General features: G+C 70.1%; 13 protein-coding genes. 5 read left to right on the top strand and 8 right to left on the bottom strand.

The annotated features are described in order from the left end of the window. Positions 1 to 56 precede the first annotated feature (56 nt). Entirely contained in the window at positions 57 to 998 is a 942-nt protein-coding gene (locus tag ACK1X7_RS14300) for an RluA family pseudouridine synthase (RefSeq protein ID WP_216342983.1), read from the top strand. Next, a complete protein-coding gene (locus ACK1X7_RS14295) occupies positions 995 to 1,459 on the top strand; it encodes a GNAT family N-acetyltransferase (RefSeq protein ID WP_385154177.1) in 465 nt (154 codons plus the stop codon). Before ACK1X7_RS14300 ends, ACK1X7_RS14295 begins: the two co-directional genes overlap by 4 nt. 16 nt (positions 1,460 to 1,475) lie before the next feature. On the opposite strand, the gene ACK1X7_RS14290 is transcribed toward ACK1X7_RS14295, so the two are convergent. Continuing rightward, positions 1,476 to 2,630 carry a mechanosensitive ion channel family protein gene (locus ACK1X7_RS14290; protein ID WP_382960751.1) on the bottom strand — a complete coding sequence of 385 codons (1,155 nt, stop codon included), beginning with the start codon at positions 2,628 to 2,630 and terminating at the stop codon, positions 1,476 to 1,478. Positions 2,631 to 2,750: 120 nt separating this feature from the next. On the opposite strand from ACK1X7_RS14290, the gene ACK1X7_RS14285 reads away from it, so the two are divergent. Next, positions 2,751 to 3,341 carry a dienelactone hydrolase family protein gene (locus ACK1X7_RS14285; RefSeq protein ID WP_385154180.1) on the top strand — a complete coding sequence of 197 codons (591 nt, stop codon included), beginning with the start codon at positions 2,751 to 2,753 and terminating at the stop codon, positions 3,339 to 3,341. A gap of 28 nt (positions 3,342 to 3,369) precedes the next feature. On the opposite strand, the gene ACK1X7_RS14280 is transcribed toward ACK1X7_RS14285, so the two are convergent. The 5 genes from ACK1X7_RS14280 to ACK1X7_RS14260 form a co-directional block, all read right to left on the bottom strand. Beyond that, positions 3,370 to 5,013, bottom strand: coding sequence for an alkaline phosphatase D family protein (locus ACK1X7_RS14280; RefSeq protein ID WP_413115139.1), 1,644 nt, complete (start codon positions 5,011 to 5,013; stop codon positions 3,370 to 3,372). 191 nt (positions 5,014 to 5,204) lie between these two features. After that, entirely contained in the window at positions 5,205 to 6,035 is an 831-nt protein-coding gene (locus ACK1X7_RS14275) for a thioredoxin domain-containing protein (RefSeq protein WP_385154185.1), read from the bottom strand. A 128-nt stretch (positions 6,036 to 6,163) separates the two neighbouring features. After that, positions 6,164 to 6,865, bottom strand: a complete 702-nt coding sequence (locus ACK1X7_RS14270; RefSeq protein ID WP_385118915.1) for a hypothetical protein — start codon at positions 6,863 to 6,865, stop codon at positions 6,164 to 6,166. A gap of 44 nt (positions 6,866 to 6,909) precedes the next feature. Continuing rightward, complete coding sequence (locus ACK1X7_RS14265; protein ID WP_413115138.1) at positions 6,910 to 7,890, bottom strand: thioredoxin domain-containing protein; 981 nt, start codon at positions 7,888 to 7,890, stop codon at positions 6,910 to 6,912. Between the two features lie 70 nt (positions 7,891 to 7,960). Next, the gene (locus ACK1X7_RS14260) at positions 7,961 to 9,286 is read right to left on the bottom strand and encodes a DUF2252 domain-containing protein (protein WP_361511314.1); all 1,326 of its coding nucleotides are present in this window, start codon (positions 9,284 to 9,286) and stop codon (positions 7,961 to 7,963) included. Between the two features lie 214 nt (positions 9,287 to 9,500). Here ACK1X7_RS14260 and dnaE point away from each other — a divergent pair, with 214 nt between their 5' ends. Beyond that, a complete protein-coding gene (gene dnaE / locus ACK1X7_RS14255) occupies positions 9,501 to 13,046 on the top strand; it encodes a DNA polymerase III subunit alpha (RefSeq protein ID WP_385152712.1) in 3,546 nt (1,181 codons plus the stop codon). A gap of 121 nt (positions 13,047 to 13,167) precedes the next feature. Here dnaE and ACK1X7_RS14250 read toward each other — a convergent pair whose 3' ends face one another. Beyond that, positions 13,168 to 13,347, bottom strand: coding sequence for a hypothetical protein (locus ACK1X7_RS14250; RefSeq protein WP_208518935.1), 180 nt, complete (start codon positions 13,345 to 13,347; stop codon positions 13,168 to 13,170). A 291-nt stretch (positions 13,348 to 13,638) separates the two neighbouring features. Between ACK1X7_RS14250 and ACK1X7_RS14245 the strand changes: the two genes are divergently transcribed. Beyond that, on the top strand, positions 13,639 to 14,952 hold the full coding sequence (locus ACK1X7_RS14245) for an NYN domain-containing protein (protein WP_385152709.1): 1,314 nt from the start codon (positions 13,639 to 13,641) through the stop codon (positions 14,950 to 14,952). A gap of 150 nt (positions 14,953 to 15,102) precedes the next feature. Here ACK1X7_RS14245 and ACK1X7_RS14240 read toward each other — a convergent pair whose 3' ends face one another. After that, positions 15,103 to 15,258, bottom strand: coding sequence for a hypothetical protein (locus ACK1X7_RS14240; protein WP_413116976.1), 156 nt, complete (start codon positions 15,256 to 15,258; stop codon positions 15,103 to 15,105). Positions 15,259 to 15,288: the final 30 nt, after the last annotated feature.

Raw genomic sequence — 15,288 nt, 5'->3', positions numbered from 1 at the left:
CGGCCGGTATCCGACGGGCGTACGAACCGGTGCCTCCGGTCCGGCATACTCGTCGGGTGAGTACGATTCCCGAGATCCGCACCCTGCCCGTACCGGACGGTCTGGAGGGCGAGCGCGTCGACGCCGCGATCGCCCGCATGTTCGGCTTCTCCCGGACCAAGGCGGCCGAGCTGGCCGCCGCCGGAAAGGTGCAGCTCGACGGCAGCGTCGCCGGGAAGTCCGACCGGGTCTCCGGGGGTGCCTGGCTCGAGGTCGAGTTGCCACAGGCCGCGCCCCCGGTGCGGGTCGTCGCCGAGCCCGTCGAGGGCATGGAGATCGTGCACGACGACGAGGACATCGTGGTCGTCTCCAAGCCGGTGGGCGTCGCCGCCCACCCCAGCCCCGGCTGGACCGGCCCCACCGTGATCGGCGGGCTCGCGGCCGCCGGTTTCCGCGTCTCCACCTCGGGCGCCGCCGAGCGCCAGGGGATCGTGCACCGGCTGGACGTCGGCACCTCCGGGCTCATGGTCGTCGCCAAGTCCGAACTCGCGTACTCCGTGCTCAAGCAGGCATTCCGCGAGCGCACCGTGGACAAGCGCTACCACGCGCTGGTCCAGGGCCACCCAGACCCGCTGAGCGGCACCATCGACGCCCCGATCGGGCGCCATCCGCAGCACGACTACAAGTGGGCGGTGACGGCGGACGGCAAGCCGAGCGTCACCCACTACGACCTCATCGAGGCGTTCCGGGCCGCGAGCCTGCTGGACATCAAGCTGGAGACCGGCCGCACCCACCAGATCCGGGTGCATATGGCGGCCCACCGCCACCCCTGCGTCGGCGACCTCACCTACGGCGCGGACCCGACGCTCGCCAAGCGGCTGAAGCTGACCCGGCAGTGGCTGCACGCCATGCGGCTCGGCTTCGAGCACCCCGCGCACGGCGGGTGGGTCGAGTTCGAGAGCGCCTACCCGGACGATCTGCGCACGGCACTGGACATCGTGAAGGCCGAGAGCTCGTGATCGAGGTCGTGGCCGACGGGGACCTGTCCGGCTGCTTCGCGGTCCGCCGGGAGGTCTTCGTGGTGGAGCAGCGGATCCCCGAGGAGGAGGAGATGGACGCGTACGACGCGCACGCCGTCCACCTCCTGGCCACCGACGGCGCGGGCCGCCCGGTGGGCACCGTGCGCTTTCTGCACGGCGCCGCCGCGGACAAGAAGTACGCCCACGCCGGTGTCGACGGCGCCACCACCGCCGTTCTCGGCCGCCTCGCGGTGGCCAAGGCCGCGCGGGGCACGGGGCTGGGGGCCGACCTGGTCCGGGCCGTCGAGGCGGAGGCCCACCGGCGCGGTCTGGCCGAGGTCTATCTGGAGTCCCAGACCCATGCGCTCGGCTTCTACGAGCGGCTGGGCTACGCGGCGTTCGGCCCCGAGTTCGACGAGGGCAGCGGCATCCCGCACCGCGCGATGCGGCGGCCGCTGTAGCGGCCCGGCAGCGCCCTCACCGCGGGTGCGGGGCGTCCTTGCGGAGCCCGTCCTCGAAGCGGGCCAGACGGTCGTGGTGGTCGTGGCGGTCATGCAGCTCACGGCCCCGCTCGCGCTCCAGCCGCGCCGGCGGGGGCTGGGCGGCCGGGGCGGTGGCGATGCGCGGCAGGGCGTGCGGATGGGCGTCCCGCAGCCACGTGATCATCTTCTCGCGCACCTCACAGCGCACGGTCCAGGCGTCGTCCGGGTCCCGCGCCGTGATGAGCGCCCGTACCACGATGGTGCTCGGGGTGGTGTCCGTCACCACCAGGTTCCAGTCCCGGCCGTCCCAGGCCGGGGACTTCCGCACGATCTCGCGCAGCCGCTCCCGCATCTCCTCGATCGGCGCCGTGTGGTCGAGATGGAAGAGGACGGTGGCCACCTTCTGGGTGCCGCCCCGCGACCAGTTCTCGAACGGCTTGTTGGTGAAGTACGACACCGGCATGGTGATCCGGCGCTCGTCCCAGGTCCGTACGGACAGGAAGGTCAGTGTGATCTCCTCGACCGTGCCCCACTCGCCGTCCACGACCACCGTGTCGCCGATCCGCACCATGTCGCCGAAGGCGATCTGAAGCCCCGCGAAGAGGTTTCCCAGCGTGGACTGGGCGGCGACACCGGCGACCACACCGAGGATCCCGGCGGAGGCCAGCATGGAGGTGCCGACCGTGCGCATCGCAGGGAAGGTCAGCAGCATGGCGGAGACCGCCACCACGCCGACGATCGCGGCCACCACCCGCTGGATCAGCGTCACCTGGGTGCGCACCCGGCGCACCCGCGCGGCGTCGTGCGCGCTGGAGGCGTAGCGGAAGTAGGAGGACTCCACCACGGCCGAGGAGACCCGCACCACCAGCCAGGCCGTCGCCGCGATCAGCACCAGCGCGAGCAGCCGGCCGATCGCCGACTCATGCTCCTGGACGACCCTCGCCCGCGTCTTGTCGTACGAGCCGCTCAGCAGCGCGGTGCACACGGTCACCTGGAGCGGAAGCCGGCAGCGGCGCAGATGGCCCCACAAGGGGGTCTCGGGGTGCCGGGCATCGACCCTCCGCAGCAGCCAGTCGACGGCCCAGCCGATGAACAGCGTGATGGCCAGTGAGCCGCCGATGACGACGAGCGGACGCAGCACGTCCTCCATGGACACCTACCTCAATCCTTCCCTCGGACAGACTCCGGGTGTCCTGTGCCGCCTTCCCCGGATCCGGTGTCCTCAGACCGGGACTGGCACGATGGGAGGGGGCGATCCACGGAAAGGAAAGTGACAGCGGTGGCCGATACCTCGACGATTGTTCTGTTCCACTCCGCGTACGGGCTGCGGCCCGCCGTACAGGAGGCGGCCGACCGACTGCGCGCGGCCGGGCATGAGGTGGTCGTGCCGGACCTGTACGAGGGGCAGACCGCCGAAACCGTCGAGGACGGCATGGTGATCAAGGAGCGGATCGGCCGCGACGAGCTGCTGAAACGGGCCATCACCGCCGCCGCGCCGTACTCGGACCGCGGGCTGGTCTACGCCGGTTTCTCGCTCGGCGGCGCCCTGGCGCAGAACCTGGCGCTGGCCGACGACAAGGCGCGCGGACTGCTTCTGCTGCACGGCACCTCGGACATCGCCGACGACACCACGGTCGATGAGCTGCCGGTGCAACTGCATGTGGCCGACCCCGACCCGTTCGAGCCACACGACTGGCTCAACGCCTGGTATCTGCGGATGCGGCGGGCCGGTGCCGATGTGGAGGTCTTCCGGTACGCCGGGGCCGGGCATGTCTTCACCGACCCCGAGCTGCCGGACTACGACAAGGAGGCCGCCGAGGCCACCTGGCGGGTGGCGCTCGGCTTCCTGGCCGGCCTCTGAGCCGGTAGCCCGTCTGTGCACCGGTCCGTCAGCGCACCGGTGCGTCGGCGCGTTCGACCCGCTGGCTGCCCGCCTGGGTGCGGTACGACCGCGCCCAGGCGGTCGTGGCGTTGCGATCGGTCCTGTCGGAGACGGTGTAGTAGTCCATCTGGGCCCGCTGGGGAGTGACATCGAGCACGCCGTAGCCGTGCGAGTCCATGTCCACCCACTTCACATGGCGGTTGGCGACCTTGATCGCGGCCGCCGCGGCCAAGGACACCGTGTGCGGTGCCACATGGAGCAGATCGTCGAGGTTGTCCGAGGTCACCGAGGTGACCACGAACTCGGTCGCGGCCGACCGGGAGAGCGGATAGGTGGCGGCCTTCACCGGTACGTCGTTGGCCCACGCCATATGGATGTCACCGGTGAGGAAGACCGTGTTGCCGATCGCGTGGTCGGTGAGGTGGGCGAGCAGCTCGCGCCGGTCGTCCGTATAGCCGTCCCACTGGTCGGTGTTGATGGCCAGGCCGCCCTTGGGCAGCCCCAGCAGCTCGGCGAGCGGGCCCAGCAGCTCGGCGGGGAGGGCCCCGAAGGCGACCGGTGAGATCATCACAGAGTTGCCCACCAGCCGCCAGGTGGTGTCCGAGGCGGTCAGGCCCGACTTCAGCCAGTCGAGCTGGGCGCGGCCGGTCAGGGTGCGCTCCGGGTCGTCCACGTCGCCGCTGCCGGTGGCCGCCTGCTGGGAGCGGAACGAGCGCAGATCGAGCAGATGGAGATCGGCGAGGGTGCCGTAGCGCAGCCGCCGGTAGGTGGTGCCCTCGGTGGAGGGGCGCACCGGCATCCACTCGAAGTACGCCTGCTTGGCGGCGGCCACCCGCTGCGCCCACGCCCCCTCGGTGCCGGGCGTGTGGTTCTCCGCCCCGCCGGACCAGGCGTCGTTGGCGAACTCGTGGTCGTCCCATATCGCGATCAGGGGGAGCGCGGCGTGCAGCGCCTGGGCGTCGGGGTCGGTCTTGTAGTTCCCGTGCCGCATGCGGTAGTCGGCGAGCGTGACGATCTCATGGGTGGGGGCGTGCGGGCGGACGACGCTCTTCGCCTCCGGGTATTCGCCGCTCTTGTACTCGTAGATGTAGTCGCCGAGATGGAGCACCGCGTCCAGGTCGGTACGGGCGGCCAGATGGCGGTACGGGGAGAACCAGCCCGCCTCCCAGTTGGCGCAGGAGACCACGCCGAAGCGGACCCCGTCGGCCGCGGCGTCGTGCGCGGGGGTGGTGCGGGTGCGCCCCACGGGGGAGCGGACGCCGCCGTCCACGCCGAAGCGGTAGAAGTAGTCGGTGGCGGGCCGCAGCCCGCGCACATCGGCCTTGACGGTGTGGTCGGTGCCGGCGGCGGCCTTGACGGTGCCGCGGGCGACGACCGAGCGGAAGTCCCGGTCCTCGGCGACCTCCCAGGTCACCTCGATGGCCGGGCCGCGCCCCGAACCGGGCACGGCGTCGGGGACGGGCGTGATACGCGTCCACAGCAGGACCCCGTCGGGCAGCGGGTCACCCGAGGCGATGCCGTGCAGAAAGGCGGGCCCGGAGCCGGCGTGGGCGGCGGGTCCGGGGACGAGGGGCAGCAGGGCGGCGGCAGCCGCCGCGGCCGTGACGGCGCTGCGGCGCGAGATGTGGAGGTCGGTCACGGCCGAGGACATTACTGACAAGTAGCGGGCGGGGACAGGGGGCTTGGGGGATGTTCGCCCACCCGTCGCCGCCAGGTCACCACCGTCGTGGGCGTGAGGTCACCACCGCGGCTGCCGGCGCTGCCCTCGTCGCCGGGCCATAACGCCGTCGGCGGGCGCGCCCCAGGGGCACGCCCGCCGACTCGGCCGGGAAGGGCCGGACGTTACTTCTTGAGGTTCTGCTGGACGAGCGGGGTGAACTGGTCCGGGGTCATCGGCGGGTTCTGGCCCACCTCCAGCTTCTTCCCGTTGAGCTTGAAGGCCGGGGTGGAGTCGACGTCCTTGGTGTCGTTGAACGACTTGGACATGGCCAGCGCCCACCGGTCGTAGGTGCCGTTCTTCACGGCCTTCTCGAAGGCCGTGTTGCCCTTCAGCTCCTTGACCTGCTGGGCGATGTCGATCAGCTTCTGGTCGTTCGCGAAGGCGTCATCGGTCTCCTGCGGGTGGTTCTTCGGCGCGTACAGGGCCGCCTTGTAGTCCAGGAACGCCTGCGGGCTGACGTTGAGGGCCGCGCCGAGCGCGCTCAGCGCGTTCTTCGAGCCGGCGCCGGGCATCTGCTTGTTGTCGTCGAGGAAGGTGCCCATGGTGAACTGCGCCTTGTAGGTGCCGTCCTTGATGTCCTTGAGCACGGTCGGCCCGGTGAACTTCTCGAACTGGGCGCAGACCGGGCAGCGCATGTCCTCGTAGACGTGCAGGGTGTTCTTGGCCTTCTTGTCGCCGATGACGACCGTCGTGCCCTGGGAGCCGGAGGCGTTGGCGGGCTTCGCGAACGACTTCTTCTCGGCTGCCGCCCGCCACTTCTGGTTGGCGTCGTCCGACGAGTCCATGTTGGTGACGGCGTAGCCGATGCCGCCGGCTATCGCGAGGACCGCGACGACCGCGCCGCCGACGAACAACTGGCGCCGCGTGCGGTCCTTCTTGGCCTGGCGCTCACGCTCGGCGCGCAGCCGTTCGCGCGCGGCCTGCTTGTTCTGCTGGTTGTTGCGGTTGCTCATGATGGATCGATCTCCGTGGGTGTGCGTCGTCGGTAAGGCGTACGGGGTGTGGATCGCTGTGCTCGGGCAGCGGCCGAGCTGTGCTCAGGCAGTGGCCGAGCTGTGCTCAGGCAGTGGCCGAGCTGTGCTCAGGCAGTGGCCGAGCAGGGCGGTCCACGACGCACCACGGAGTGCACGAGGAGAGGGAGCGCCGGAGCCGGGCGCACGGGCCGTACGGACCGCGGGGCCGGGCGACGAAGGGGCCGCAGGGCCGCGGCGTGGACCGCGACGGCCAGCAGCAGCGGCCGGAAGGCGAAGGCGGCCAGGGAGGCCAGCAGACGGCTCAGGGCGGCCTCGCCGCGCCGCAGCCAGGCCGAGGCGAGCAGACCCACCGCGATATGCGCGGCGAGCAGCAGCCAGGGGGTGGCGGAGCTCACGGTGGCGGCCAGCGGGGTGCCGACCCCGTTCTGGGAGATCCCGGGCAGCGGACTGCCGAGATCGCCGCCGCCGCACAGCACGGTGACCCCCATGGAGCGCAGGGAGCCCGCCACGGGGCCGCCGGACGGTCCGTAACACGCCTGCTGGCCGGTGGTGAAGATCGTGTCGGCGGCCAGCTCCAGCGGGATCAGCAGGGCGGCTATGGACCAGAAGCCCCGCTCCCGGCCCGCGAGGGCGTACGCGACGGCGAAGACGGCCACCGAGAGCGCGCCGACGGTGCCCAGCGGCAGCGGGGTCCGCGACAGCAGGACATGCGAAGCCGAGGACAGCGTGACGCACAGCGCCGTGAAGAGCGCCGCGCGCACTGTCCTGAGCTGCGGTCCGGTGCCGTCCATGACTTCGAATTCTGCCATGAACGGCTGTAGGGACCATGTGAAGAATCGGCCCCGGCAGTCGGCTAACCGCCCTTGACCTGCTTGTTCACCGCTTCCGTGAACTCCGTCGCGGTCATCGGGGTGGAGCCGCCGCTGCCGGTGAGCTGGGAGCCGTCGAGCTTGACGGCGGGGGTGCTGTTCACCCCGGAGGCGTCGAAGTCGGCGATCATCTTCTTCGCCCAGGGGTCGTAGGTGCCCACGCGCAGCGCCTCCCGGAAGGAGGCGTTCGTCTTGAGTGCGTACACCTCCTGGGAGACGGCCAGCAGACGGCTGTCGTCGGCGTAGGAGTCCTTGCTCTCCTCGGGGTAGTTCTTCGCCGACATCAGGGCGGCCTTGTAGTCGAGGAAGGCGTCGGGGCTCACGTCCAGCGCCGCCCCGAGGGCGCTCAGGGCGTTCGCGGAGCCGTTGCCGCCCATGCTCTTGTCGAGGATGGCGGCGAAGTGGAACGAGACCTTGTACTTGCCGGCCTTGATGTCCTTGGCGATGGTCGGCCCGACCCCCTGGTCGAAGGAGGCGCACGGCGGGCAGCGCACGTCCTCGTAGACGTCGAGGGTGTGCCCCGCATCGGCCTCGCCGATCACCACGGTGGTGCCGCTCGGACCGGAGCTGTGGGCGGGCGCGACGAGGTTTCCCGGGCCCTGTGAGCCACCGGAGCCGTCCGGGCCCGGCGCTCCCGGCGGGCCCTGGACGACATCGTTCGCGGAACCGGCCCTGGAGTCCTTGTCGTCATCCGTGATCACGAGAACGCCCGCGACCACCGCGGCGGCCACCGTCACCGCCACCACGGCCATGAGCCCGGCCTTGCGCTGTGGGTCCGCCGGGGCGGGAGCGCCACCCCAGGGCCCGCCGCCCGGGCCGGGCGGCGGGGGAGCGGGCGGGAAGCCCGGGGGCTGGGACGGAGGCGGCGGATGACCCGGCTGCGGGTGCTCCGGCTGCTCCGGCTGCTGATACGGGTTCTGCTGCGGGTTCTGCTCGCCCCCCGGCGGCTGCTGTCCAGGCCACATGACCGGTAACGATAGGGGGGCGAGCACACAGTGACCATGGCCGGGTGACGATCGGAGCCCGGCGTGGCGATCAGAGCCCGGGGATGCGGCCGTTGCGGAAGAGGTCCACGAAGATCTGGTGGTCGGCCCGGGCGCGGGCACCGTAAGAGTGCGCGAAGTCCACCAGGAGGTCGGCGAAGCCGTCCTCGTCGGCGGCGATCACCGCGTCGATGGCGCGCTCGGTGGAGAACGGCACCAGCGAGTGGCCGCTCTGGTCGTCGGCGGCCGCGTGCATGGTGGCCGTGGCCCGCCCCAGGTCGGCCACGACCGCCGCGATCTCGGCCGGGTCGTCGATGTCGGACCAGTCGAGGTCCACCGCGTACGGCGACACCTCGGCGACCAGTTGCCCCGCCCCGTCCAGCTCGGTCCAGCCCAGCCACGGGTCGGCGTGGGCCTGGAGCGCGCGCTGGGAGATCACCGTGCGGTGGCCCTCGTGGTGGAAGTACGACCGCACCTGCTCGTCGGTGATGTGCCGGGAGACCGCCGGGGTCTGCCCCTGCTTCATGTAGATCACCACATCGTTCTCCAGGGCGTCGCTGTTGCCCTCCAGAAGGATGTTGTACGAGGGGAGCCCGGCGCTGCCGATGCCGATGCCCCGGCGGCCCACGACGTCCTTGACGCGGTAGGAGTCCGGGCGCGAGAGACTGGACTCGGGGAGCGTCTCCAGATAGCCGTCGAAGGCGGCCAGGACCTTGTAGCGGGTGGCCGCGTCCAGCTCGATGGACCCGCCGCCGGCCGTGAAGCGGCGCTCGAAGTCGCGGATCTCGGTCATCGAGTCCAGCAGCCCGAAGCGGGTCAGCGAGCGGGCGTCACGCAGTGCGTCCAGCAGCGGGCCCTCGGCGGTCTCCAGGGTGAAGGGGGGCACCTCGTCGTTCTTGGCGCCGGTGGCCAGGGCGTGCACGCGCTCGCGGTAGGCGCCGGCGTACGTCCGCACCAGCTCGCTGATCTTCTCGTCGCTGAGCGCCTTGGTGTAGCCGATGAGTGCCACGGAGGCGGCGAAACGCTTCAGGTCCCAGGTGAAGGGGCCGACGTACGCCTCGTCGAAGTCGTTCACATTGAAGATCAGCCGGCCGTTGGCGTCCATGTAGGTGCCGAAGTTCTCGGCGTGGAGGTCGCCGTGGATCCACACCCGGCTGGTGCGGTCGTCCAGGTACGGCCCGCCGGCGCGCTCCCGCTCCACATCGGAATAGAACAGACAGGCGGTGCCGCGGTAGAACGCGAACGCCGAGGCGGCCATCTTCCGGAACTTGACGCGGAAGGCGGCCGGGTCGGCGGCGAGCAGCTCGCCGAAGGCGGTGTCGAATACGGCGAGGATGTGCTCGCCGCGCTGTTCCGCCTGGGTCTGCTGGTTCGACATCGCGGAACGCCTCCTGGGGCATGAGGGATGTGATCGGTGTGGCAGATACGACAGGGTATGTTCCGTCGCGCCGGGTGCGCGGGAAGACCGGATGACCCGTCGGGATCAACGCCTGAGGCTACTCGTGAGTGCCCGGCCCGTGTCAGTGCGGAGGGGTAACCTTCGGAGCTGTCTCGCCCTGCCGTCATCGATTGTTCGCCGGAGGTCTTCCACCGTGACCAAGCCGCCCTTCACGCACCTGCATGTCCATACCCAGTACTCGCTGCTGGACGGTGCGGCGCGGCTCAAGGACATGTTCAACGCGTGCAACGAGATGGGCATGACCCACATCGCCATGACCGACCATGGCAACCTCCACGGCGCGTACGACTTCTACCAGCAGGCGACGGGCGCCGGGATCACGCCGATCATCGGGATCGAGGCGTATGTGGCGCCCGAGTCGCGGCGCTACAAGCGGCGGGTCCAGTGGGGCCAGCCGCATCAGAAGCGCGATGACGTCTCCGGTTCCGGTGGTTACACCCACAAGACCATCTGGGCGTCGAACAAGACCGGTCTGCACAACCTCTTCCGGCTCTCCTCCGACGCCTATATGGAGGGCTATTTCGTCAAGTGGCCGCGGATGGACAAGGAGACCATCGCCCAGTGGTCCGAGGGCCTGATCGCCTCCACCGGCTGCCCCTCGGGCGAGTTGCAGACCCGGCTGCGCCTGGGCCAGTTCGACGAGGCGCTGAAGGCCGCCTCCGAGTACCAGGACATCTTCGGCAAGGACCGGTATTTCCTGGAGCTGATGGACCACGGCATCGAGATCGAGCGCCGGGTCCGGGACGGGCTGCTGGAGATCGGCAAGAAGCTGGACATCCCGCCGCTGGTCACCAACGACTCGCACTACACGTACTCCCGCGAGGCGACGGCCCATGACGCGCTGCTGTGCGTCCAGACCGGTAAGAACCTCTCCGACCCGGACCGGTTCCGCTTCGACGGCACCGGCTATTACCTGAAGTCCACGGAGGAGATGTACGCCATCGACTCCTCCGACGCCTGGCAGCAGGGGTGCGCCAACACCCTGCTGGTCGCCGAGCAGATCGACGCCACCGGCTGGTTCGAAAAGCGCGACCTGATGCCGCGGTTCGACGTCCCCGAGGGGTATACCGAGGTCACCTGGTTCCAGGAGGAGGTCAAGAAGGGGATGGCCCGCCGCTTCCCCGGCGGCGTCCCCGAGGACCGTCAGAAGCTCGCCGAGTACGAGATGGACGTCATCATCCAGATGGGGTTCCCGGGGTACTTCCTCGTGGTCGCCGACTTCATCATGTGGGCCAAGAACAACGGCATCGCGGTCGGCCCCGGCCGTGGCTCCGCGGCCGGTTCGATCGTCTCGTACGCGATGGGCATCACCGACCTCGACCCGGTCGAGCACGGGCTGATCTTCGAGCGGTTCCTCAACCCCGAGCGTGTGTCCATGCCCGATGTCGACATCGACTTCGACGAGCGCAGGCGCGGTGAGGTCATCCGGTACGTGACCGAGAAATACGGTGCCGACAAGGTCGCCCAGATCGGCACGTACGGCACCATCAAGGCCAAGAACGCGATCAAGGACTCCGCCCGGGTGCTCGGCTACCCGTACGCGATGGGCGACCGCATCACCAAGGCCATGCCCGCCGACGTCCTCGGCAAGGGCATCCCGCTCTCCGGTATCACCGATGAGAAGCACCCCCGCTACAGCGAGGCGGGCGAGGTGCGCGGGATGTATGAGAACGAGCCGGATGTGAAGAAGGTCATCGATACCGCGCGCGGTATCGAGGGCCTGGTGCGCCAGATGGGTGTGCACGCCGCCGGTGTGATCATGTCGAGCGAGACGGTGACCGACCATGTCCCGGTCTTCTCGCCGAAGAACGACGGCCAGGTCGTGACCCAGTGGGACTACCCCACCTGTGAGTCGCTCGGCCTGCTGAAGATGGACTTCCTCGGCCTGCGCAACCTCACCATCATGGATGACGCGGTCAAGATGGTGCGCGCCAACAAGGGCGTCGACCTGAAGATGCTCGATCTGTCCCTGGACGACCCCAAGACCTTCGAACTGCTCTGCCGCGGTGACACCCTGGGCGTCTTCCAGTTCGACGGCGGCCCGATGCGCTCACTGCTGCGCATGATGAAGCCTGACCACTTCGAGGACATTTCCGCCGTCTCGGCCCTCTACCGGCCGGGCCCGATGGGCATGAACTCGCATATCAACTACGCGCTGCGGAAGAACGGCCAGCAGGAGATCACCCCGATCCACCCCGAGCTGGAGGAGCCGCTCAAGGAGGTCCTGGGCATCACCTACGGCCTCATCGTGTACCAGGAGCAGGTGCAGAAGGCCGCCCAGGTGCTCGCGGGCTACTCGCTCGGACAGGCCGACCTGCTGCGCCGCGCGATGGGCAAGAAGAAGCAGGAGGTCCTCGACAAGGAGTTCGTGCCCTTCCAGAAGGGCTGCCGCGAGCGCGGCTACTCCGACGAGGCCATCCAGGCGGTGTGGGACGTCCTGGTCCCGTTCGCCGGATACGCGTTCAACAAGGCGCACTCCTCCGCGTACGGCCTGGTCACCTACTGGACCGCGTATCTCAAGGCCAACTACCCCGCCGAGTACATGGCGGCGCTGCTCACCTCGGTCCGTGACGACAAGGACAAGTCGGCGGTCTATCTGAACGAGTGTCGTCGTATGGGCATCAAGGTGCTGCCGCCGAACGTCAATGAGTCCGAGGCCAACTTCACCGCTCAGGGTGATGATGTGATCCTCTTCGGTCTCACGGCGGTCCGGAACGTGGGTCAGAACGTGGTGGAAGCGATCATCCGCGGCCGTAAGGCCAAGGGGAAGTACGGCTCGTTCCCGGACTACCTGGACAAGGTCGAGGCGGTCGTGTGCAACAAGCGCACCACCGAATCGCTGATCAAGGCGGGCGCGTTCGACGAGATGGGCCACACCCGTAAGGGGCTCACGGCGCACTACGAGGCGCTGATCGACAATGTGGTCGCGGTCAAGCGCAAGGAGGCCGAGGGGCAGTTCGACCTCTTCGGCGGCATGGCCGGTGACAGCGGGGACGGCGAGGGGCCGGGCTTCGGCCTCGACGTCGAGTTCTCGGACGTCGAATGGGAGAAGACCTATCTGCTGGCCCAGGAGCGGGAGATGCTGGGCCTGTATGTCTCCGATCATCCGCTGTTCGGCATCGAGCATGTGCTGAACGAGAAGGCGGACGCCGCGATCTCCGCGCTCACCGGGGGTGAGCACGCGGACGGCGCGATCGTCACCATCGGCGGGATCATCTCCGGTCTACAGCGCAAGATGACCAAACAGGGCAACGCCTGGGCCATCGCCACCGTGGAGGACCTGGCCGGCTCCATCGAGTGCATGTTCTTCCCGGCCACCTATCAGCTCGTCTCCACCCAGCTCGTCGAGGACGCGGTCGTCTTCGTCAAGGGCCGCCTCGACAAGCGCGAGGACGTGCCCCGGCTGGTCGCCATGGAGCTGATGGTCCCCGATCTGTCCGAGGCATCGGCCAACGCGCCCGTGACGATCACCATTCCCACGGTCAAGGTCACCCCGCCGCTGGTCGAGAAGCTGGGCGAGGTGCTCACCCACCACCGCGGCGCCACCGAGGTGCGGATCAAGCTCCAGGGGGCGCGGAAGACCACCGTGCTGCGGCTCGACCGGCACCGGGTCACCGCCGACCCGGCGCTCTTCGGCGATCTCAAGGTGCTGTTGGGAGCGTCCTGCCTGGCCGGATGAGCCCCTGCGGCCTTGACGCCGGCACGAGCGCACCAGGGGCGCGCCCGCATCGGGCGCGCCCCTGGGGGCCGCGGTCACGCGGCCCTGCCACCGCGGTGGCTCAGCGCCGGTGCGCGGTGCGTCAGTTGTGGCCGAAGCTCTTCTGCCGGCCCTTGCGTGCCGTCGAGGGGCTGCCCTCCGGCCGCATCGCCTGCGACTGCCCGTCCATCGACGGCTGCTGCTCGGCGGGGCGGTCCGCCGTGCCGCGCTCCTGACGCTGTTCCTGCTGCTGCTTGCGATCGCGGTTCTTGTTCTTGCCCATGGTGGTCTTCCTCCGGTTGGGATCAGCCCCCTGGCGAAGGGCCCTCCCGGGCGAAGCCCTTCGGGAAGAAACAGTGACATGCCACGGTGACCCGTGCATTTCGGGCAATTACGGTGAGTGAGAAGGAGGGTATTGGCGGGTAAGCCGTATCCGCCACGCCGGTGATCCAGTTCGGACTGATAACCCCCGCACGGTCGGGCAGACTCGAAGGAAAGCCGAAAACCACATCCGGGGGCGCGGCTGTGTGCGGGGGGCGACCGAGGACTGGACCGTCAGGAAAGAGGGTGGAACGTGGACCGCTGCGTCGTCCTGGTGGACGCCGGGTATCTGCTGGGCGCCGCCGCGAGCCTGCTGGCCGGGGAGCCCGCCCGATCGCGTATCTCCGTCGACCACGCGACCCTCATCCAGGGCCTGCGGGAGCGCGCCGAGGCCGAGACCGAGTGTCCGCTGCTGCGGATCTACTGGTTCGACGGCGCCCCCGACCGGGTGCCCCAGCCGGAGCACCGGCGGCTGCGCGTGATGCCCCGGGTGACTGTACGGCTGGGTGCGCTCACCCGCAGTGACGGTCGCTGGGCCCAGAAGGGCGTGGACGCCGCCATGCACGCCGAGCTCACCGAGCTCGCCCGCAACCGGGCGTGCGCCGACATCGTCCTGGTCACCGGCGACGGGGATCTGCTGCCCGGGCTGATGTCGGCCAAGGAGCACGGCGTCGCCGTCCACCTCTGGGCGGTGCAGGCCGCCGACGGCGACTACAACCAGTCCGAGGACCTTGTCGCCGAGGCCGATGAGCGGCGCGTCCTCGACCGCGCCTGGATCACCAGGGCGGTGCGCGCCAAGGAGCTTCCCGGGCCCTGTGCGCCCGTCTCCGAGCCCCGCCCGGAGATCGCGGCCATTCTCTCCGCCCCGCTGCCGGAGACGGCCGCCGCCGCTGCCGCGGCCGCGACCGGGGCGCCCGGCGCGGCGGAGGCACCCGGCGGCCGTAACGGCGCCGCCCGGCCCGGCGCCGATGGGACCGGCCCGGCCGCCGCCCCCGGCCGTCCCGCCGCCCCGGCCGCCGAGGCGGGCACGGACGTCACCGCGGCGGGCGTCGGCAAGGGGGTGCCCACCCCCAAGGACCTCGCCGACCTGGGTCGCGGCCCGGCCGCGCCCGGCGGCCAGGGCGAGCGGCAGCAGGCCGCCGGTGCCACCCTGCGCTGGTCCTCCGACAAGGGCTGGGTCGACCGGGGCCCCGGCGCCGTGGGGGAGCCGCCGGAGACCGCCAACCTCCCCATGCTGGCCCAGCTCACCAGCGCCGAGCAGCGCTGGGCCGACCGCGAGGAGGACATCACGGCCGTCAGCGGCGACCCGTTCGAGGTCGGCCAGGTCTTCGCCCGCCGCTGGACCGACCGGCTCGCCGATCCGGTCCCGTTGCGCCAGATCTCCACGGAGTACCCCCGCATCCCGCACCGCATCGACGGTGAACTGCTGCGCTACGCGGCCCGCTTCGGGCTGCTGGCCCACAAGGACGACCAGATCGACGAGCACGACCGCTATGCGATCCGGGCGGGTTTCTGGCGCGAAATCGACCTCCGCTCGGCCGCGGAGCACGCGCAGACGGGCGGCTAGGGGATATCCGGCGGATCTTGACCGGGGGCACGGTCACGCTGAGCGGCTCGGGCCTGGCGAACCTCACCCGGGTGAACTTCGGGGATCGGTCGTCCCCACCACCGTGACGGCCGGTGCGGTCACCGCCACCGTTCCGGCGCTATGCGCCGATCAGTACCGCGTCACCGTCACCGCCCGCGGCTCGACCAGCAACTTCTTACCGTTCTTCGTCATCCCCACCCCGGTCTGCCACGGACTGAGCAGCAATGCCGGACCGGCCGGGCCCACCGCCGTCACGCTCCTCGGCACGGGCTTCCCGACCGCCACCGGCGTCACCTTCGCTACGACGCCCCAGCG

This window comes from Streptomyces sp. CY-1, assembly GCF_047218265.1.
Taxonomy (GTDB): Bacteria; Actinomycetota; Actinomycetes; order Streptomycetales; family Streptomycetaceae; genus Streptomyces; species Streptomyces niphimycinicus.
This window is presented reverse-complemented; position numbering and strand designations above follow the sequence as displayed.